The organism is Roseburia sp. OF03-24, assembly GCF_003463035.1.
Taxonomy (GTDB): domain Bacteria; phylum Bacillota; class Clostridia; order Lachnospirales; family Lachnospiraceae; genus Roseburia; species Roseburia rectibacter.
Genome location: NZ_QSCK01000035.1, coordinates 1 through 20,091, shown reverse-complemented (window position 1 = coordinate 20,091; position 20,091 = coordinate 1). Strand labels below are relative to the sequence as shown.

Sequence of the window (20,091 nt, the reverse complement as noted above, 5' to 3'; positions counted from 1 at the left end):
AAAGTGGTGAATAACATGGCATTAGAAGAATATAAAGGAGTATTTGTCTTTGCACAGCAGGTAGATAACGTATTAGATGGCGTTGCATTTGAGTTACTTGGAAAAGGCAAAGACTTAGCAAAAGATTTAGGTACTGATGTAACCGCAGTATTAATCGGATCTGGTGTAAAAGGCTTAGCAGATCAGTTAGCTGAGTATGGTGCTGACAGAGTTATCGTTGTAGATGATCCGGAATTAAAAGACTACAGAACAGAGCCGTATGCACATGCATTAGCATCTGTAATCAATGAGTACAAACCGGAGATCATGTTAGTAGGTGCAACTGCAATCGGTCGTGATTTAGGACCTACTGTTTCCGCAAGAGTAAAAACAGGTCTGACAGCAGACTGTACATCTCTTGAGATCGGTGATTTCCCACTGGTTGCTGCACCTGGTAAAGAATCAGAGCAGAAACACAATCAGTTATTAATGACACGTCCTGCATTCGGTGGTAACACCATCGCAACAATTGCCTGCCCGGACAACCGTCCTCAGATGGCAACTGTACGTCCTGGTGTTATGCAGAAGATCGCTCCGATCGCTGGTGCAAAAGCAAACGTTGTAGAATACAATCCGGGATTTACACCAAACAACAGATATGTTGAGATCTTAAATATCGTAAAAGCTGTTAAGAGCACAGCAAACATCATGGAAGCAAAGATCCTTGTTTCCGGTGGTCGTGGAGTTGGTTCCAAAGAAAACTTCAAACTTTTGGAAGATCTTGCAGAGGTACTTGGCGGTACTGTAAGCTGCTCCCGTGCAGTTGTAGAGAATGGCTGGTTACCAGTTGATTTACAGGTAGGTCAGACAGGTAAAACTGTTCGTCCTCAGATCTACTTTGCAATCGGTATTTCCGGAGCAATCCAGCATGTAGCTGGTATGGAAGATTCTGACCTGATCATCGCAATCAACAAAGATGAAGATGCTCCAATCTTCGACGTAGCTGATTATGGTCTGGTTGGTGATCTCAATAAGATCGTTCCAGCTTTAACAGCAGCATTAAAAGCTGAGTTAGGCAACAAATAATATAGGTGGACAACCTGTAAGATAGAAAGCCCGTCTTTCATGTTTGGATTCTGTGAGGAAGCTGACATGGGGGACGGGCTTTTTGTTGGGAGTTGGAGAAAATTTGCGGCTTCTTGTCTGGAGTTGGTGGAAAAAGTTATTTAGTTGTCCGGCAAAATCGTTACGGTACATTTTTTCTGATCCGCAGATACAGAGTCAACCGTGATCGTATACCCGGTATCAATGGTCACCTGTCCGTTGTTGTCATACCAGCCCAAGCCTGTGGCAGTGCCATCAATCACATCACCGTTCCGGTAAAAGCCATTTCCGTCATTGACCAGTCTTAAGATCCGCCTGCCGTTATTGGTGGAATCGTAGACAGGACTGTAGTTATCAGCGGTCAGATAGGGGGCATAGTATTCGTCGTTTGCAAGGGTGGCATCGACGTGATAAATACGAAGTCCGCCGGAAGAAAACATACCGTCATAATTACCATTCGGGGTGATATAGTCAAGGATCATGTATTCTGAAAAATAACTGGAAGCATCAGTGCGCGGTATGATCAGACAGCTTCCCTCTTGGGTATCATCTGTCAGGGTAAATGTCTGTGCAGCTGGAGTGTTAGTCTGCATGGAGGAGTCAGCTAAAGTGATGTCGGTCTTTTTGCTGCCGGGGTGGTAAATCTGTACTTCTGCCGGAAGGTACCATCCGAGCAGCAGCTTTGACAACGGACAAAAATCACCCGCAGCTTCATCCATGCGTTCAATGCCGGCATCCCCAGTCGTAGCTTCAAAATTTTCTTTTAAACCGTATTTATAATAATCCGGGAGTCCCATACAGTGCCCGTATTCGTGGGCGAGTGTTCCGAGATAATAATCCATGGTATCGGCATAAGGCTGTTCATCGCTGATCACATAGTAATTTAATTTTTCGCCATCTAAATCCGGCAGGGTGGAAGTCCACCAGGATGCCGTACAGCCATACCAGAAATCAGCATTGCCTCCGCTTGGAACAGAAAGGCAGAGAGCGTCGATATAGCCATCGCCGTCAGAATCATAATCGGTATAGTCGATCGTATCATTTAAACCGGAAAGAACCTCACGCACCAGCGTTTCGTATCCATCGTTCGTTTTTTCGTAGGATGCGATCGTACCTTTCGCTGTGTAATGAAATACATTTCCGGTCATATGTAGTGATCCGTATGAAGCACGGTCAAAATAACTAGTCAGGCTCTCACAGGGATAAAATTCAGTATTGTCTGTGCCAAACAGATAGGAGGAAATTTCTTCATCGGACAGGCGTCTGTCTGTATCATATTTCGCATCCGCAAAATCGACCACAACATCAAGTGCTCGGACATTGCCTGTCGTCGGCAGAATATCTGAGGCGAGAGCTGTAATCGGTGGCGGCGTCATTGGCGTGTGAAGCTGCCCGTATGCCGACCCCAAAAGCAGGGCACCAAGGCAGATAACCGGAACGGTGTTAAGTACATTTTTTTTCTGTATCATGGTAAAAACTCTTTTCTTATAAATATATGGTTAGCTTTGCACGCAAAAAGCAGAAAGTCAATGGCATTTATTGATAATTAAGGAAACATTAAAAATATAAAAAAGTGGTAGTATACTGTATCATTGATATTTAATTAATTTTATGGTCTGACAAACCGTTTCATGATATATTAAAAAGAAACGGCGGTGATTTTAGATGGCAAGACCAAAAAAATATAATATTTCATTAACGGATGACGAACTCAAGGAACTAAAATCTGTTATGCGTAAAAAGCAAACAACCAAAACTGTTCGAAACAGATGCCAGATTATCATTGATCTAGATGAGGCACACGGTAAAGTTCTTACCCATGCACAGTCTGCCAAAACAAATTGTGTATGTATGGCTACTATCATGAATACTGTAAAGCTTTATTCCGAAAAAGGCATCCAGGGTATCCGTACAATGAACCGGAATGTCAATTCTGATAATGCATGCAGAAAATTTGATGGGCGTGCTGAGGCTCGTATTATTGAAATTGCGTGCAGTCCTGCACCGGAAGGACATTCCCGCTGGACACTCCGTCTGCTGGAAGAACAGGCAAAAATTGTACTTGATGTTCCAGTCAGTAAAGATACCATCGGCAGGGCTTTAAAAAAAATAAACTTCGACCTCACATGAATGATTACTGGTGTATTCCGTCAAAAGAAGATGCTGATTTTGTAGCCTGCATGGAAGATGTCCTTGATGTTTATGAACTCCCATATGACCCGATGTACCCTGTTGTCTGTATGAATGAAAAGCCATACCAGCTTTTGGATGATGTAAGGCAGCCACTGCCTGTTCGTCCGGGTGACAACCAGAAAACGGATTCCGAATATAAGAGGAATGGCACCTGCAGCATATTTGCTTTTGTTGAACCACTTGGCGGCAGACACCATGTGAGTGTCCATGAACACCGTACTGCAATTGACCGGGCAATGGAAATCAAATATCTGTCAGATGAAATGTTTCCAGATGCAAAGAAAATCATACTGGTAATGGACAATCTAAACACCCATAAAGCTGCTTCACTTTATAAAGCATTTCCACCATCAGAAGCAAGAAGGATCATAAAACGACTGGAAATCCACTATACGCCTAAACATGGAAGTTGGCTTGACATGGCAGAAATTGAGCTGAATGTAATGACACGCCAATGTCTTTCGCGTCGAATATCCACCCTTGACAAACTTAAATGTGAGTTATCAGCATGGGAAATGGAACGTAATCGGGATACAGCTAAGATACAGTGGCATTTCCAAACCGGGGATGCACGGGAAAAACTGATATCACTGTATCCGACACTATCATCTGTCACTTTTTAATTAAAGTGGCAGATATACTAAATTTCAATGATACAGTACAGTAGTGCAATTCTGAGGATGGCACAATTTTAGGATTAACGCAATCTAAGATTGCGGAAAATACTGCCAGATGTTATACTTAGTCACGTTGCAGAGATACAGGATGCCGGAAATTTATAATGATTCACAAATGGCTCGTCCTGTGTTTCGTATAAAATTACATAAAAACGAGAAAAGAGGAAGGGACTATGACTCAGAAAAAGTTTTCCACAAAATTTCTTGTGGAAATGGCACTTTTAGTTGCCATCATTCTTATCATGGCTTTTACCCCGCTCGGATACATTAAGACAGTAGGTATAGAAATTACCCTGATCGTTGTTCCGGTGGCGGTAGGAGCTGTTACACTAGGACCAACGGCAGGTGCAATCTTAGGTGGTGTATTTGGATTTGCCAGTTTTTTACGGTGTTTCGGACTAAACGCCTTTGGTGCGACGCTGCTTGGAATTAATCCGTTTCTGGCATTTCTGGTATATGTGCCGACACGTATTCTGGTAGGATGGCTGACCGGATTGATCTATCAGGGACTCAGAAAGACGAAAATCCCATATACTGCATCAATCACGGTCGCAAATTTATGCTGTCCGCTTTTGAATACGACATTGTTTATGGGTATGCTGGTGATTGGTTTTTATCAGACGGAGTATATCCAGTCATTTGTTCAGACACTGGGTGTCAGCAATCCGTTCTGGTTTGTGCTTGCATTTGTGGGAATCAACGGACTTGTTGAAGCGGTTGTATGTTTTGTTGTAGGAACGGCAATTTCTGCAGCTTTGAAAAAGGCACTGAAATACAATTAACAGAATATGTTAAAAACGTTAATGCAGCATTGCGGAAAAGGTGTTCAAGTGCTATACTTAATAACGTTGCATATGAAAAAATTACATATTATTAAGAAAAGAGGAAGAGACTATGACTCAGAAAAAGTTTTCCACAAAGTATCTTGTGGAGATGGCACTTTTAGTTGCTATTATTCTTATCATGGCTTTTACCCCGATCGGATATATCAGAACAGCAGGTCTTGAGATCACGCTGATCGTCGTTCCGGTAGCGGTAGGAGCTGTTACATTAGGACCGGCAGCAGGTGCGATCTTAGGCGGTGTGTTCGGCATTACAAGTTTTATCCAGTGCTTTGGCATGAGTCCGTTTGGTGCAGCACTGCTTGGAATTAACGGTTTTTTGACATTTCTGGTATGCGTACCTACCCGTATTTTGATGGGATGGCTGACAGGTCTGATCTATAAAGGACTTCGCAAAACAAAGCTGCCATCCGGTGCATCTGTTACGATCAGCAACCTTTGCTGTCCATTACTTAACACTACATTTTTTATGGGAATGTTAGTGCTCGGATTTTACAATACAGAATACATCCAGTCATTCGTATCGGCTCTGGGTGCGAAAAATGCATTGCTGTTTATTTTAGCATTTGTCGGTGTGAACGGACTGATTGAAGCAATCGTATGTTTTATCGTAGGAACGGCAATTTCAGCAGCTTTGAAAAAGGCATTAAAATACAATTAAATAAAACATATGACGATATGTAGAAAGATCCCAGTGTTACCATTAAGGATAACACTGGGATCTTTCTGCTTATAAAAAAAGCGTTGAAGTTTCCTGTTATATAAAATGAGGAAAGCAGCACACAGAAAATGGCAGATGCGCAGAGTCAGCAGGAAAACGAAAGTACACAGGCAAGCAGGGATATATTTGCAATGGATACCTATATGAATGTAACAGCTTATGGTGTTGGTGCAAATGAAGCTGTCCGACGGGCAGAGGAGGAAATAGAACGTCTCGATAGTCTTTTATCTACCGGAGATCAAAATAGTGAGATTTATCAGATCAATCAGAATGGAGGAGGAATCCTTTCGGAGGATACCGCTTATCTTGTGGAACGGTCTTTAGACCTGTACCAGTCAACAAATGGTGCATTTGATATTGCAATATACCCTGTGATGAAAGCATGGGGATTTACAGATGATAATTTCAGGGTGCCGGAGGAAGAAGAATTACAGGAGCTTCTGACATTGACGGATGTGAATGATATTTCTTATGACAGCAGGACGAAGGAGATTTCATTCCAAAAAGAAGGAATGCAGATTGATTTAGGCGGGATAGCAAAAGGATATACTTCCGCACGTATCATGGATATATACCGTGAATGTGGACTTAAAAGCGGACTGGTTAATCTTGGTGGAAATGTACAGGCACTTGGAACCAAAACAGATGGGAGCAAATGGCGTGTTGCAGTGCAGAATCCACAGGATACAGATCAGTATATTGGAGTGCTCTCCATACAGGATAAGGCAGTGATCACTTCCGGTGGGTATGAACGGTATTTTGAGCAGGATGGAAAGACATATCATCATATTATAGACCCCAAAACTGGTTATCCGGCGGAGAACGGACTGATTTCTGTTTCCATTGTTACGGCAGACGGGACGCTTGCGGATGGACTTTCTACGTCCGTTTTTATTATGGGGAAGGAAGCTGCAACGGAATACTGGAGAGCTCACAGTGATGAATTTGACATGATTCTGATGACGGATGACAGGAAAATCTATGTCACAGAGGGGATTGCAAATAGTTTTGAATCGGAACTGGATACGAAGATCATTGAAAAAGAATCATAAAAAGATAGTTTTAGATGGAGATAAGCATGAACAAAATCTGGAAAAATATTTCAGGAATCGCACCGGTTATTCTGGCAGCAATCGTGGGACTTGGTGCAGTTGTTTCACTGAGTGATTATACAGCACCGGTTTATGGTGCAGAATCAGAGGATGAACAGGAAGAGTCAGAAACTGTTATCGAAAATGCCAGTAATGAGTCGGTGGAAGAGCCGGAAACAGAGACGGAATTTGAAAATACGGAAACGGTTGCTGTTTTGACTGGTGCGTTTGATCTTGCAGATGGAACTTATGAAGGAAGTGCGAATGGATTCTCCGGCAAGATCAAAGTTTCAGTTGAGATCAGAAATCAGACGATCCGGTCGATCAATATTCTGAGCAATTCGGATGATGCAGCCTTTTTCAATCGTGCAAAAGAAGGCGTGACAGCAAGCATCCTTGCAAAGCAGAGTACGGATGTGGATACAGTTTCCGGTGCAACATACAGTTCAAAAGGAATCATAAATGCAGTCAAAGATGCATTGTCTTCCGGTGACAAGACGAAGAAAACGGCTGTGGCAAAAGGAAATTTTGCGTTGGATGATGGCTATTATGAAGGAACCGGAACTGGATTTGCCGGACCAGTCAAATTGTTTATTGAAATCAAAGATAAGTCGATCGTTGGGATCTATATTGTAAAAACGTCGGATGATGCAGGATTTTTTAACCGTGCAAAGGAGGGTGTGACTGCAAGTATTTTAGAAAAGCAGAGTACGGATGTGGATACGGTCTCCGGCGCTACATATAGTTCAAGGGGAATTATTGATGCGGTAAAAAATGCATTGACGGGCGAGACGGAAGATGCATTTACAATTGGAAAAGGAGATTTTGATATTGCGGATGGTACATATACGGGAAGTGCACAGGGATATTCCGGCACAGTGACAGTATCGGTAAAAGTGGAAAACCGTACGATCACGGCGATCGATATTGTCAGACAGTCAGACACGGAATCTTATTTTGAACGTGCGAAAGGCGTTATAAGGACAATCCTTGCAGGTCAGACAGTAAATGTGGATGCGGTTTCCGGTGCAACATTTAGTTCCAACGGTATTATTAATGCGGTAAAAAATGCACTTGGGCTGGACAAGGAAGAAACAGAAAAGCAGAAAAAGGGAGAATTTAACTATCCAGACGGAGTCTATACCGGAGTCGGGGAGGGCTATGGCGGTGATATCGCTGCCACGATGGTATTACAGGATAAGACGATTAAGGCGATTCTGATCACAGATCACAAAAACGAGGATGACCGTTATTTTAACCAGGCGAAAAAAGTAGCGGATACTATCATAGATAAGCAGAGCTTGTCTGTGGATACGGTTTCCGGTGCAACATATAGTTCAAAAGGAATCATTGAGGCAGTATCAAATGCGATGAAGGCTGCAGAAAAGGGAAAAACGGATACCGAAACACAGGATGATACCGAAAAGCCAGACACATCAAATGCGAGTTCGTATTATGGAGTAGTTGTATGTAATCCGGATGAGAGCGGCGCTTTTACATCGTACAACCTGCATGTAAAAGTGATGTTTCAGAATGGAAAGATCATTGAAGTTTCCGACGTGTATGGGGATGGAGGTTCCCAGAATGATACTTATATTACAAAAGCGGTCTCTGGCAGCAGTAAACATCCGGGGGTTGCGGCGCAGATTGTAAAGAAAAACGGAATTGATGGAGTAGACACAGTGTCCGGTGCAACCTGCACCTCTAAAGCGGTAATGCATGCTGTGGAGGTAGTGGCAAAAGCTGCAGAAAAAGACGGCATCTACACTTCATCCGGCAGTCAGAACGATGCTGACGATACAAAGAACAGCGAGGACACAGAAAAAGACAGCGAGAATACAGAAAAAGACAGCGAAAACACGGAAAAGAACAGCGAGAATACAGAAAAAGACAGTGAAGACACAGAAAATAACGGTGGTAATACGGAAAACGGCAGTGACAGCACGGAGAGTGGCGGTGATACCGAAAAAAATGATACGGAAAACACTGAGGATAGTGGCGGGAAGACGCTGACTTATAAAAATGGTAACTATAAGGTAAATGTTGTCTGCAATCCGGATGAGGACGAGGATTTTGATGCATATAATCTGACGGTGACGGTTGTGATTGAAAACGATAAGATCACAGAGATCAGAGATATTTCCGGAGACGGTGGAAAGAGCAATTCTTTCTATATAAAAGCCGCATCGAAAGGTGTTGTCAGTCAGATATTACAAAAGAACAGTACAGAGGGAATCGATACGGTATCGTCTGCAACCTGTTCTTCAAAAGCAATCATTGAAGCCTGCCAGAAGGCATTAGAGCAGGCAAAAAATTAAGGGAGAATGTCAGATGAAAGATTTTTTGATCCGCTCATTTAGTCTGGCAGCAGTCATTTTGATACTGGCAGGTTATGACCAGGTATTAAAGGATAGAAGCAAAGATGAAGAGATCACAAAGTTAGAGGCGCAGGTGACAAAACTGCAGCAGGACAAAGAAGATGCCATAGGGCAGGAAAATGAGAAAACTGTCAATGCAAAAGGCGCCTATTCTGATGGTAAATGGGAAGGTGAAGCAAAGGGTTTTGGCGGAATGATCAATGTACTTGTGACCGTTGAAAATGGAGCAGTCAGTGAAATTGAGATAACATCTGCAGATGGTGAGGATAAAGCTTATTTATCCATGGCAGAAGATATTATTCCAAAGATCATGGATGCGCAGTCCACGGAAGTGGATACCATAAGTGGTGCAACATTTAGTTCTACCGGAATCCGGGATGCCGTCAGCGAGGCACTGAAACAGGCAGAACAGTAAGAGTGAGGAAAAAATTGGAAGATACAAAGTTAAAAAATATAGCTGAAATAATTCAAAAAAATAGATCTGTTTTTTGGAAAAAGCATAAAAAGCAGATCCCGGTATGGATACGTGCGGGAATACAACTATTGTTTTTTGTATTGTTCCCATCAGCATTTACGGCTGCATTTTCCGGTGTCAAATATATTGCCGGACAGATGGGAACGGGGGCACAGATAGAGATTACGTCATTTGTGATGACACTTATTATGCTCTGTGCATTTACTGTGGTATGTGGACGGTTTTTTTGTGGATTTGCGTGTGCATTTGGAAGCCTTTCTGACTGGGTGCGTGCAGTTTATGTCTGGGTCTGTAAAAAAATAAAAAAGAAGCCGGTCACGCTTAGTGCGGAACTTACGGCAGCATTATCACAGATAAAATATCTCATATTATTATTGATTCTTTTTCTGTGCTTTAACGGTGTTTATGTGAGATTGAAAGGCTGCAGTCCATGGGATGTATTTTCCATGGTTCATGCAGGAAATTTTGCATTGGGAGAATATCTTGTGGGAGTCGTCCTGCTTATTCTGATCCTGTGCGGCATGTGTGTGCAGGAGCGTTTTTTCTGCCGCATTTTGTGCCCGATGGGAGCGATATTTTCTCTTCTTCCGGTATTTCCATATTTTGTACTCAGAAGAGACAGGGAAAACTGCATTCCGGGGTGTGCGGCATGTACGAAAAAATGTCCATCAGATATCGGACTGCCGGAAACTGGCTCGATCGAGACAAGAGGTGAATGTTTTATGTGCCAGAAATGTATCGGCACCTGTCCCAAAAGGAACATTCACTGCGGTATCTCTGGAAAACAGAAAGGTAATGAATGGTGGTTTACTGGCATAAGGGTGGTAATTCTGCTTTTATTATATTTATGGATCGGAATTTGATCAAAGAAAAATTTTTGGTTAAAAGTTAGTTGATACTGACTTTTGATAGATAAAACAAAGGAGGATTTTAAAGTGAAAAGAAAAGATGTATCTGCACGGATTCTTACTGGTGTATTGGCTTTTTCCATGGTGGCAGCAACAGGAACACCGTCTATGGCAGTTTTTGCAGCAGAAGAAAGTGCAGTAGAAGCAGAGCAGATCACCGGAGAAGAGGTGAAGAGTGAAAACGAGACGGCGCAGGAGTATCAGTATGCTTATGCAGCACTGAGCTGGGCTGAGTACTGGAAAAATGAAGATGTATATAATGCCGGAAGTACAGAGAGCTCTGCCGAGGAAGATGCAAAGGGCGAACTTGACAAGGGCGCATTTGATACGGTATCGAGGGCAACTACCAATCATGGTCTGCACAGGGGAAGTTACCAGTGTACATCAGAAATTACAATGAAAGATGGTACCAAACTTAAAGTGGCATATTATACGGGGGTAACCGCAGGTGTACTGACGGATGGAAATCCTTTTTCCTATAATAAAAAAGATATTGAAAGTTATGTGGTAACCGGACTTAAATATGTTCCAGTCAAGGTAAAAACAGACGATTATGAAGCTTTTAAAGCAGCATATACCGTAGTAGAAAATGGAGATACTTTATCCGGAGGCTTTACGGAGAACAATCTGAAAAACTATACGGATCTGGTCGCAGAAGTAACAGAAAACACCAATGGCTTAAAAACGGTTACCAAAAATGAGGACGGAAGTTTTTCATTTTCTGCGAGGGTAAATAAAGGAACGGATTCTGGTATTAAGGATGCTGCATTAAAAACTGCAGAGAATATCACAACAACGGTAAAAGAGGCAAACGGTTCTTATGGAGAGTTTCTCCGTGTTGATTTAACAGGAGACGGATATGGTGCACTTGGCGCAGATATGCAGGCAGTAGAGTGGACTTATTATGGATCTGACAGTACTTATACCAAACCACTTCAGTCTTATGGAACCAAATTTGCAGCAGATAACTGGATGCATAAAGCACAGGGAATACAGCTTGGACTTACGGATTCACTGCGCTGCAAACTGCCGGAGGGAACAGATGGAACCGGATATTGGACATTGACGGTATATGCACTTGGTTACAATGATTATACAGTAAAATTTGAGGCAACGGATGCAAATATCGTTAAGGATGAAGAGGAAACGGTAAATACTACAGCACTTGAAGCTGCAATCAAAAGTGCAGAGAGCTTAACTGAGAGTGATTATACGGCAGCAAGCTGGTCTGATCTTTGCGTTGAATTGAAAGAGGCAAAAGATGAGCTTGCGGCTCCGCACACACAGGCTACTGTAGATGAGGCAACAGAGCATCTGAATGCTGCAATCAAAGCGCTGGTAAAGGCAGAGCCAAAGGAAGAAACAAAAACAGATGTTACAAAACTGAACGCTGCGATCAGGAAAGCAGAATCATTAAAGCAGAGTGATTACACGGCAGACAGCTGGAAAAAGTTACAGACTGCACTTAATGCTGCAAAAAAACTTACAGATGCAGCCGCAGAACAGACTGCAGTAGATCAGGCAGCAAGTGATCTGGAAACAGCGATTTCGGCACTGGTAAAAGCTGATACGGGAAATAACGGAACTACAGACAAAAAGAAAAAACCGGCAGTTGGAACTGTGAAAACAGTTGGACAGATCAAGTATAAAGTAACCGGAAAAAATACCGTAACCGTAAATAAATATGCAAAGAAAACCATTACAAAGGTATCTATTCCTGCAACGGTTAAAATCAACGGATATACATTTAAGGTAACTGCAATTGCAGACAGCGCATTTTCCGGATGTAGCAAACTGACAAAAGTAGCTGTCGGTTCTAATGTAAAGACGATCGGAAATAAGGCATTTCATAAATGTACAGAATTAAAAACTGTAAGTGGAGCATCTAATATAACAAAAATTGAAAACAACGCTTTTAACGGATGTAAGGCGTTGAAAAAACTTGTTTTAGATTCAAAATCCCTGCAGAGCATTGGGAATGCTGCTTTTAAAAATTGTACAGCACTTACCAGCATTACGGTTTCTTCCACAAAACTGACAAAGATCGGTAAAGAAGCATTTTCCGGTAATAAAAAGTTAGCAGCAGTTACAATCAAGACATCAAAACTTACTAAATCAAGTGTAGGAAAAGATGCATTTAAGAACATCAAAGCAAACGCAGTCTTTAAAGTACCTTCAAAGAAAGTATCTTTTTACAAGACTATTTTTAAGGCAAAAGGTGCCGGTAAAAATATCAAGGTTAAAAAAATGTAAGGCGCAGATATATTTTATTGTAAAATGGGGTCTGAATCTGAAAAGATTCAGATCCTTTTTTTGAACTGTAACCAGGCTTCTTCTTTCTTTTATTACAGAAAATATGGTGCTTGTGAGAAAAGAAACCTTATTGTAGAATGGAATGTGTAATTGAACATTTGCGGAGGAAAAAGCGATGCAGCAGAACACAGGCGAAAAAAAGAGCAAAAATAAAGAGAAGAGAACACGGGTGATAAAGATTCGTATCACGGGAGGGGTTATTTTAGCAATTGTGATAGTGTGTGTCATTCTGAAAATTCTGAATGCAGATCCTTCATCTGTTTTCTTAAAAAATACAAAAGATGCAATCATCGGGGAAGAAGGAACGGTAACAACGATTTCAAAAGCGTCATTGGAAAAAGTTTTTGAAATCAGTGAACTTTCCACGGTAGATTATTCCTATAATGCAGTTGCCCGTGCGTATGAGGAGGATGGTGTTACTCCGAAATATTATGTGGCATATGAAGGAACCGTTACTGCAGGAATTGATTTCAGTAAGATTATGATCGATATTGATGAGGATACAAAAATAATCACCATTACCTTGCCGGAGAGCGAAATACAGAATACAATGGTGGATTTTGGTTCAATGGATTATATTTTTGAAAATAAAAAATATGAAACGGAAACTGTATCACAGGAGGCATATGAATTATGTAAAACAGATCTTGCCAGGCGGGCGGCAAAAGAAAATGATCTGATGACATTGGCGAAGGAAAATGCGGTTACTGCGGTAGAAGCGTTGGTTGATCCATGGGTACAACAGATTGACGGGGAATATAAAGTTAATATTAAATAGGGGGAATGCAATGAGAAAATATAGGATAATTATGATACTATGTGTCATGTCATTGTTTTTAGTTGCATGTACAAATAAAAACGATAAGACAAAAGTGAAAATGGAAGAAACACAAGAAATGGAAACTGCGGATGTCTTAGAACCGGATCTGGCGCAGATCAGATCCATCTGTGATCTTGCAACGCTGGAATGTTATTATCATAATGTGGCTAAGTCCACAAAAGAAAAAGGATTCGGATTGGCACATCTGGGAGAAAAGGAGAGAAAATTCTGGATTGAGTATACAGGAGTTGTCAAGATTGGGATTGAAATGTCAGATGTGAAAATGGATGTAAATGGTACCAGTGTACAAATTACGATTCCCGGAGCAAAAATTTTTCAACCGGAAGTAAAAACAATAGATGTGGATGATTATATTGCAACGTCAGATTCATGGTTTAACAAGAATCAGATCACAGCTGAGGAGCAGACACAGGCAGTAAATGAGGCACAGGATGAAATGGTGGCAGCAGTGGAAAAGAATAAAACGTTATTGGCAGGCGCGCAGGAGCGTGCGAAAACATTGATAGAAAATTATATCACACAGTTGGGGGAAGCTACCGGTGTGGAATATCAGGTTACATGGAAATATGCTGAAAATGGAACAGAAAGGTAAGAAACAATAGGATGCATGTTCTGTAAACATTCTATTGTCATGAACAAAAATTCCCTGCATACAATGTAAAAACAAGTATTGCAGGGGATTTTTTGTGAAAACCTATATTGAGGAAAGAGCTATGGAAATAGCCAGATATATTATTGATAATAATACGACGGTGCGTCAGGCAGCGAAACATTTTGGAATCAGCAAGAGTACGGTACATAAAGATGTCACGGAACGTCTTGCCCAGGTAAATCCGTCGCTTGCGGCAGAAGCACGAAAAGTATTAGATGTCAATAAATCCGAACGTCATATCCGCGGCGGACTCGCAACAAGGGAGAAATATCTGCATCAGCATGCATGAAACGAAAGACATGTTTCAAAAAATGAAAAGCATGCTTCATGAAACGAAAGACATGTTTCAAAAAATGAAAGGCATGCTTCATGAAACGAAAGACATGTTTCAAAAATGAAAGGCATGCTTCATGAAACAAAAAACATATAAAAAAGGAAAGTGCTTCCTACGAAATTATAGGACAGCATTGAAGAAATTGCACAATGAATTTCATGAATTGTATAAAAAATTTGTGAAATTAAAACTATTATAAAAGTGCATATAATACGTTATAATAATCACACGACGTGTAGCAGAGAAAGCGATCGCAAAGATTGCTTTCTCTGCTTTTTTGTCGGGAAAAATAAATATTTTATCAGAAGAATGAGGAGAAAAATATGCCAAAGACAAAGTTACAGGAAGTTGTATTTACTATTTTAATGGTGTTCGTGATGGTGTACGCAATGATCTGCTACAATATTTCACTGAACATGGGAGGAATGAGCAATATTGTATTTTTAAATGCATTTCATGAACTGGTGATCATGGGACCGATCGCATTTATTCTTGACTTTTTCCTTTACGGATCATTGTCAAAAAAACTTGCATTCCGTATTGTGACACCTGGTGTGGACAAGCCGATCATGCTGATTCTTGCTATTTCATCAATCACAGTCTGCCTGATGTGTCCGACAATGAGCCTTGCAGCAACACTTTTATTTAAACATGCCGGAAAAGAAGTGATCGCTGTGTGGATTGAGACGACAGCACTGAATTTCCCAATGGCATTTTTCTGGCAGATCTTTTTTGCAGGCCCGCTTGTACGTGCTATTTTCGGAATGATTTTTAAAGAAAAAGAAAATCAGGTTATGGAAGAGGAAAGCGAATATTTAGAAGGTGGAAGTGCCAGAAATTAAAGAGGCAGATGAAGGCGCAAGCCTGCAGATTAAAATGTGATTCCATGCCCGGCATTTGGGAAAATCAGTGCGGCCGCGCAGTCTGTGAGGAATAAAAGTACCAGCATACTGTTGAAGCAGCGTCTGAAACCGGGTGGCAGGGAGAACCAGTATTTTCGGAATATATTAGAAAATACACAGATCCAGAGCATACCTGCGATACCAAATCCGATTGCTGAAAAAAGGCAGATATATCCATGAAAATTGTACGGATAACTGCTGTAATCCCAGTACCGTAAATGGAAAAATGTATTGAGAAGCCATCCGATTACAAGTTCTAAGGCTGTTCCAAGAAGAGCAGTTTTGGTGAATATAGTGATTGGGTGGTATTTTATTTTAGAGCGGAATGTTCTGCCTGATAGATGAGTGGCTCCGGATATTTTTTTGCTGGAATGATGAAAAAAACAGTAAAAGACCACCGCACCAATCCCATAAACAGGCAGCCATGGACCATAAAAGAAGCCACGGTTGCGAAAAGTATTATCTTTTACAAGAAAAATAAGGGTTTCCCAGAGAAATCCTGAAAAACTTCCCAGAAAGAAGAAGTGGATCAGCAGGGAAATCTTATCCTGTATGGGATTCTGCTCCGGTGCGCAGAGTTTTGAAAAATCCGGAAGATTGGAATGTTTTTTCATATGGATATTATGACCGCAGAAGAAAAGGGATATGTATTTTTGTTTAATAATTCAAAGATTTTAAAATGCATCAGACAGATTTTTAGACCAAATTTTTCAGGTACATGTTTTTAAAATTAAGTGATATTTGAATCCAAAATATTTATTTTTTTGATAAAAATGACAAAATACTGTAATAGAGGGAAAAACGCCTTGTAAACTCCCTAAACGTATCTTATAATAAATATCATTAAAGTCTGCATCAGGGAAGGACATGCTTTAAAAAAGGCATCGTCACAAACGGATGGCAGGCAACGAAAACATCAGGAGGAAGAAGATCAATGGATCATGAGAAAGTAATTGTCATTGATTTTGGCGGTCAGTACAACCAGCTGGTTGCGAGACGTGTCAGAGAATGCAATGTTTACTGTGAGATATATTCCTACAAGACGGATATCGCGCAGATCAAGGCAATGAATCCAAAGGGAATCATTCTTACCGGCGGTCCGAACAGTTGCTATGAGGCTGATTCACCGACCTGTTCGAAAGAATTATTTGAACTTGGCGTGCCGGTTTTAGGACTCTGCTATGGTGCGCAGTTGATGATGCACGTACTTGGAGGAAAAGTGGAAAAGGCACCTGTCCGTGAGTACGGAAAAACCGAGGTTACGGTCGATACTTCATCGCCGTTATTTACAGGCGTATCAGAAAATACGATCTGCTGGATGAGTCATTTTGATTATATTTCAAAGGTTGCACCGGGATTTAATATTGTTGCGCATACGGCAGATTGTCCGGTTGCTGCTGCAGAGAATCAGGAGAAAGGATTATTTGCAATCCAGTTTCATCCGGAAGTGCTTCATACACAGGAAGGTACGAAGATGCTTCACAATTTTGTACGCAGCATCTGTGGCTGTGAGGGAACCTGGAGAATGGACTCTTTTGTGGAGCATACGATTAAAGAGATCCGTGAAAAAGTCGGTGACGGAAAAGTATTACTTGCCTTATCTGGTGGAGTGGATTCTTCTGTTGCAGCAGGTCTGTTGTCCCGTGCAATTGGAAAACAGCTTACCTGTGTATTTGTAGACCATGGTCTTCTTCGTAAAAATGAGGGCGACGAGGTTGAAGCAGTATTCGGACCAAACGGACAGTTTGACCTGAATTTTATCCGTGTCAATGCACAGGAGCGCTATTATAGCAAGCTATCTGGTGTCACAGAGCCGGAGCGGAAACGTAAGATCATCGGTGAGGAATTCATCCGTGTATTCGAAGAAGAGGCAAAGAAGATCGGAGCTGTCGATTTCCTCGCACAGGGAACGATTTACCCGGATGTTGTTGAGAGTGGACTTGGCGGAGAGTCAGCCGTGATCAAATCCCACCACAACGTAGGTGGTCTTCCTGATTTCGTTGATTTCAAAGAAATCATTGAGCCACTCCGTAATCTTTTCAAGGACGAAGTAAGAAAAGCCGGACTTGAACTTGGTATCCCGGAAAAACTTGTTTTCCGTCAGCCATTCCCTGGACCGGGACTTGGCATCCGTATCATCGGTGAGGTTAATGCCGAAAAAGTCAAGATCGTGCAGGATGCTGATGCCATCTACCGGGAGGAAGTGGACAAAGCAGTAGAAGAGTACACTAAAGCAAATGGCAAGGCGCCATCCTGGATGCCGAACCAATACTTTGCGGCACTCACTAACATGCGTTCCGTCGGTGTTATGGGTGATGAGCGTACCTACGACTATGCTGTGGCACTGCGTGCCGTCAATACAGTTGATTTCATGACTGCCGAATCAGCGGAGATTCCGTTTGAGGTGCTCCAGAGAGTTATGAGCCGAATTATTAATGAGGTGAAGGGCGTCAACAGGGTAATGTATGATTTGACGAGTAAACCACCGGGAACGATTGAGTTTGAATAACGGACAGAAATGCCGAAAGCCTGTATTTATGCGGGCTTCCGGCATTTGTTTTATCGAATGGCTCTATTTGTGGGAACAATAATGATAATTAGAGGAAATTTAATAAGGAGCATTATATGACGAAAGTGAATTTTTATGATAGCATTGATGATTCAATGCTAAAGTTTGCAGTTATTATTGCAAAACATAATGGGAAATGGGTATTCTGCAAGCATAGAGAAAGAAGTACATGGGAAGTGCCGGGAGGACATAGAGAACAAGGTGAGGATATTCTTGAAACAGCAAAGAGAGAATTGTATGAGGAAACAGGAGCCATTAATTTTGAGATAAATCCGATATGTATTTATTCTGTGACGGCGCCAGACAACTTTGATGGGAAAGAAACCTTTGGAAAGTTATTTTTCGCGGAGATACATACGTTTGAAAAAGATTTACATAGTGAGATAGAGAAAATAGCAATTATGAATGAACTACCGCTTAATTGGACATATCCGGAAATTCAACCAAGACTGCTAGAAGAAGCGAGACAAAGAGGATTTTTGCCTAAGAAGGATGAAATAAAATGGTTATTTTTTGATGTTGGTTCGACGCTGGTTGATGAAAGTAGAGTTTATGAAGATAGGATGAAAAAAATAGCTGAATTATCTGGTATAACTCCGCAACAAATTTATGAACATGCGATATCATTATACAGGAGAAATAAAAAAGGTGATTTAGAGATAGCAAAACAATTGGGGATAGAACTACCTAAATGGGAATCACAATATGAAAAGCTGTATACAGATTCTGAAAATTGCCTGAAAAGGTTAAGCAGAAATTATGAAATTGGTATAATTGCAAACCAACCATTAGGAACTTCTGAAAGATTAGAAAATCTCGGAGTGCGAAAATATATTGATTTAGTCATTGCATCAGCAGAAGAAGGTGTATCAAAACCGGACAGACGTATATTTGAAATTGCTTTGGAAAGAAGTGGCTGTAAGCCGGAAAATGTTGTAATGATTGGTGACCGCATTGATAATGATATTGTACCAGCAAAACAGTTAGGAATGAAAACGATATGGATAAAACAGGGATTTGGAAGTTTGTGGACTGTAATGGACGAGAGTGAAAAAGCCGATATTGAAGTTAATAACTTATCTGACATTTTGAATTATCTATAGGAGAAAAAGTGAATGTTCAAGATCGCAATACTACAAAAACGTGCTATTAATGCACAAATCGATAAAAATATGGAGAGCATCATTATGGCAATGAAAGAGGCTTCGGAAAACCATGCGGATATTCTTTTGCTGCCGGAATGCTTTATTACAGGATATGATTTGCCAATGACATACGAAAAAAGCATTGCAGATGATGATATGAGGATTACCCAAATATGTGAGAATGCCCAAAAATATAAAATAGGCATAGTACTTACAGCATTTACAAAGGGTAATAAGCAACCGCAAAACTCAGCCTTTGTTATCAATAAGTCGGGCAATGTATTAATGAAATACTCTAAGGTGCATACATGTGATTTTGCAGATGAAAGAAATGTTGAATCGGGGAAAGAGTTTAGGGTATGTGACTTTGAAGGAATAAAATTAGGCATTATGATTTGTTATGACAGAGAGTATCCGGAAAGTGCAAGAATACTGATGTTAAAAGGAGCTGAAGTTATTCTGGTGCCAAATGATTGTGGTTCCATGCAACCAAGAATCAGAGCACTTTCCACAAGAGCTTATGAAAATATGGTTGCAGTCGCTATGGCAAATCCGAATGGAGATAATGCTGGATGTTCCTGCGCATATAGTCCAATTTGCTGGGATAGAAATGGAAAATGTGTTGATAACACAGTTTTGCTGGCTGATGATAAAACTGAGGGAATTTTTTATGCGGAGTTTGATATGGAAGCTATTAGAGAATACAGGAATCGGGAAATGTTAGGAAACACATTTCGTAAGGTAGAAGCATACAGTCAGTTGTTAAGTAAAGAAATCAAGAAACCATTTATAAGGGATGAACAGAATAGATGAGCCAAGGGGAGAGTGCTTTATGTCATTAGGATTAAAAAGGGGGACAGTGAAACGTGAATCACATGACAAATAGGGGAATGAGATTGCTGTTCAAACAATTAAAACACTTAAATCTGATATGTAATGACTCTTGTCAAGTACAAATTAACAGAAA

At 41.0% G+C, this 20,091-nt stretch carries 19 protein-coding genes; 17 read left to right on the top strand and 2 right to left on the bottom strand.

Translation table 11 applies throughout. The annotated features are described in order from the left end of the window. Window positions 1-15 precede the first annotated feature (15 nt). Window positions 16-1,065, top strand: a complete 1,050-nt coding sequence (locus DXA60_RS15715; protein ID WP_117922270.1) for an electron transfer flavoprotein subunit alpha/FixB family protein — start codon at window positions 16-18, stop codon at window positions 1,063-1,065. A gap of 140 nt (window positions 1,066-1,205) precedes the next feature. Here DXA60_RS15715 and DXA60_RS15710 read toward each other — a convergent pair whose 3' ends face one another. Next, window positions 1,206-2,552 (bottom strand): hypothetical protein, encoded by a 1,347-nt coding sequence (locus tag DXA60_RS15710; protein WP_117922269.1) that lies wholly within the window; start codon window positions 2,550-2,552, stop codon window positions 1,206-1,208. Window positions 2,553-2,748: 196 nt separating this feature from the next. Here DXA60_RS15710 and DXA60_RS15705 point away from each other — a divergent pair, with 196 nt between their 5' ends. From DXA60_RS15705 to DXA60_RS15645, 13 genes are all read left to right on the top strand, one after another. Further along, complete coding sequence (locus tag DXA60_RS15705; protein ID WP_117922268.1) at window positions 2,749-3,213, top strand: helix-turn-helix domain-containing protein; 465 nt, start codon at window positions 2,749-2,751, stop codon at window positions 3,211-3,213. Further along, complete coding sequence (locus DXA60_RS15700; RefSeq protein WP_117922267.1) at window positions 3,210-3,899, top strand: IS630 family transposase; 690 nt, start codon at window positions 3,210-3,212, stop codon at window positions 3,897-3,899. The genes DXA60_RS15705 and DXA60_RS15700 overlap by 4 nt, the downstream gene beginning before the upstream one ends. 227 nt (window positions 3,900-4,126) lie before the next feature. After that, window positions 4,127-4,735: an ECF transporter S component gene (locus DXA60_RS15695; protein WP_117922266.1), complete on the top strand. Its 609-nt coding sequence runs from the start codon at window positions 4,127-4,129 to the stop codon at window positions 4,733-4,735. A 112-nt stretch (window positions 4,736-4,847) separates the two neighbouring features. After that, window positions 4,848-5,456, top strand: a complete 609-nt coding sequence (locus tag DXA60_RS15690) for an ECF transporter S component (protein WP_117922265.1) — start codon at window positions 4,848-4,850, stop codon at window positions 5,454-5,456. A 128-nt stretch (window positions 5,457-5,584) separates the two neighbouring features. Continuing rightward, the gene (locus DXA60_RS15685) at window positions 5,585-6,568 is read left to right on the top strand and encodes an FAD:protein FMN transferase (RefSeq protein ID WP_117922264.1); all 984 of its coding nucleotides are present in this window, start codon (window positions 5,585-5,587) and stop codon (window positions 6,566-6,568) included. Between the two features lie 26 nt (window positions 6,569-6,594). Then, window positions 6,595-8,925, top strand: coding sequence for an FMN-binding protein (locus tag DXA60_RS15680; RefSeq protein WP_158570888.1), 2,331 nt, complete (start codon window positions 6,595-6,597; stop codon window positions 8,923-8,925). A gap of 13 nt (window positions 8,926-8,938) precedes the next feature. After that, entirely contained in the window at window positions 8,939-9,400 is a 462-nt protein-coding gene (locus DXA60_RS15675) for an FMN-binding protein (protein ID WP_117922262.1), read from the top strand. A gap of 128 nt (window positions 9,401-9,528) precedes the next feature. Next, window positions 9,529-10,323 (top strand): 4Fe-4S binding protein, encoded by a 795-nt coding sequence (locus DXA60_RS15670; protein ID WP_243006922.1) that lies wholly within the window; start codon window positions 9,529-9,531, stop codon window positions 10,321-10,323. 72 nt (window positions 10,324-10,395) lie between these two features. Then, entirely contained in the window at window positions 10,396-12,621 is a 2,226-nt protein-coding gene (locus DXA60_RS15665) for a penicillin-binding Tp47 domain C-containing protein (RefSeq protein WP_117922261.1), read from the top strand. 175 nt (window positions 12,622-12,796) lie between these two features. Then, complete coding sequence (locus DXA60_RS15660; RefSeq protein ID WP_117922260.1) at window positions 12,797-13,459, top strand: DUF4230 domain-containing protein; 663 nt, start codon at window positions 12,797-12,799, stop codon at window positions 13,457-13,459. Between the two features lie 10 nt (window positions 13,460-13,469). After that, window positions 13,470-14,114, top strand: a complete 645-nt coding sequence (locus tag DXA60_RS15655; RefSeq protein ID WP_243006921.1) for a DUF4230 domain-containing protein — start codon at window positions 13,470-13,472, stop codon at window positions 14,112-14,114. Window positions 14,115-14,208: 94 nt separating this feature from the next. Further along, complete coding sequence (gene spoIIID, locus DXA60_RS15650) at window positions 14,209-14,463, top strand: sporulation transcriptional regulator SpoIIID (protein WP_117922258.1); 255 nt, start codon at window positions 14,209-14,211, stop codon at window positions 14,461-14,463. A 368-nt stretch (window positions 14,464-14,831) separates the two neighbouring features. After that, window positions 14,832-15,350, top strand: a complete 519-nt coding sequence (locus tag DXA60_RS15645) for a DUF2798 domain-containing protein (protein WP_117922257.1) — start codon at window positions 14,832-14,834, stop codon at window positions 15,348-15,350. Window positions 15,351-15,379: 29 nt separating this feature from the next. Here the strand turns inward: DXA60_RS15645 and DXA60_RS15640 are convergent, their stop codons facing one another. After that, on the bottom strand, window positions 15,380-16,024 hold the full coding sequence (locus tag DXA60_RS15640) for a putative ABC transporter permease (protein ID WP_117922256.1): 645 nt from the start codon (window positions 16,022-16,024) through the stop codon (window positions 15,380-15,382). Between the two features lie 320 nt (window positions 16,025-16,344). On the opposite strand from DXA60_RS15640, the gene guaA reads away from it, so the two are divergent. The 3 genes from guaA to DXA60_RS15625 all read left to right on the top strand — a co-directional run bounded on the left by guaA (window position 16,345) and on the right by DXA60_RS15625 (window position 19,937). Beyond that, complete coding sequence (gene guaA / locus DXA60_RS15635; RefSeq protein ID WP_117922255.1) at window positions 16,345-17,919, top strand: glutamine-hydrolyzing GMP synthase; 1,575 nt, start codon at window positions 16,345-16,347, stop codon at window positions 17,917-17,919. A gap of 116 nt (window positions 17,920-18,035) precedes the next feature. Further along, on the top strand, window positions 18,036-19,082 hold the full coding sequence (locus DXA60_RS15630; RefSeq protein WP_117922254.1) for an HAD-IA family hydrolase: 1,047 nt from the start codon (window positions 18,036-18,038) through the stop codon (window positions 19,080-19,082). A gap of 12 nt (window positions 19,083-19,094) precedes the next feature. Then, window positions 19,095-19,937 carry a carbon-nitrogen hydrolase family protein gene (locus DXA60_RS15625; RefSeq protein WP_117922253.1) on the top strand — a complete coding sequence of 281 codons (843 nt, stop codon included), beginning with the start codon at window positions 19,095-19,097 and terminating at the stop codon, window positions 19,935-19,937. Window positions 19,938-20,091 lie beyond the last annotated feature (154 nt).

Coding starts and splice junctions, on each gene's coding strand:
- DXA60_RS15680 (WP_158570888.1), top strand. CDS start 6,595: ATGAACAAAATCTGGAAAAATATTTCAGGAATCGCACCGGTTATTCTG.
- DXA60_RS15630 (WP_117922254.1), top strand. CDS start 18,036: ATGACGAAAGTGAATTTTTATGATAGCATTGATGATTCAATGCTAAAG.
- DXA60_RS15700 (WP_117922267.1), top strand. CDS start 3,210: ATGAATGATTACTGGTGTATTCCGTCAAAAGAAGATGCTGATTTTGTA.
- DXA60_RS15695 (WP_117922266.1), top strand. CDS start 4,127: ATGACTCAGAAAAAGTTTTCCACAAAATTTCTTGTGGAAATGGCACTT.
- guaA (WP_117922255.1), top strand. CDS start 16,345: ATGGATCATGAGAAAGTAATTGTCATTGATTTTGGCGGTCAGTACAAC.
- DXA60_RS15625 (WP_117922253.1), top strand. CDS start 19,095: ATGTTCAAGATCGCAATACTACAAAAACGTGCTATTAATGCACAAATC.
- DXA60_RS15690 (WP_117922265.1), top strand. CDS start 4,848: ATGACTCAGAAAAAGTTTTCCACAAAGTATCTTGTGGAGATGGCACTT.
- DXA60_RS15685 (WP_117922264.1), top strand. CDS start 5,585: ATGGCAGATGCGCAGAGTCAGCAGGAAAACGAAAGTACACAGGCAAGC.
- DXA60_RS15710 (WP_117922269.1), bottom strand. CDS start 2,552: ATGATACAGAAAAAAAATGTACTTAACACCGTTCCGGTTATCTGCCTT.
- DXA60_RS15655 (WP_243006921.1), top strand. CDS start 13,470: ATGAGAAAATATAGGATAATTATGATACTATGTGTCATGTCATTGTTT.
- DXA60_RS15675 (WP_117922262.1), top strand. CDS start 8,939: ATGAAAGATTTTTTGATCCGCTCATTTAGTCTGGCAGCAGTCATTTTG.
- DXA60_RS15660 (WP_117922260.1), top strand. CDS start 12,797: ATGCAGCAGAACACAGGCGAAAAAAAGAGCAAAAATAAAGAGAAGAGA.
- DXA60_RS15715 (WP_117922270.1), top strand. CDS start 16: ATGGCATTAGAAGAATATAAAGGAGTATTTGTCTTTGCACAGCAGGTA.
- DXA60_RS15705 (WP_117922268.1), top strand. CDS start 2,749: ATGGCAAGACCAAAAAAATATAATATTTCATTAACGGATGACGAACTC.
- DXA60_RS15645 (WP_117922257.1), top strand. CDS start 14,832: ATGCCAAAGACAAAGTTACAGGAAGTTGTATTTACTATTTTAATGGTG.
- DXA60_RS15640 (WP_117922256.1), bottom strand. CDS start 16,024: ATGAAAAAACATTCCAATCTTCCGGATTTTTCAAAACTCTGCGCACCG.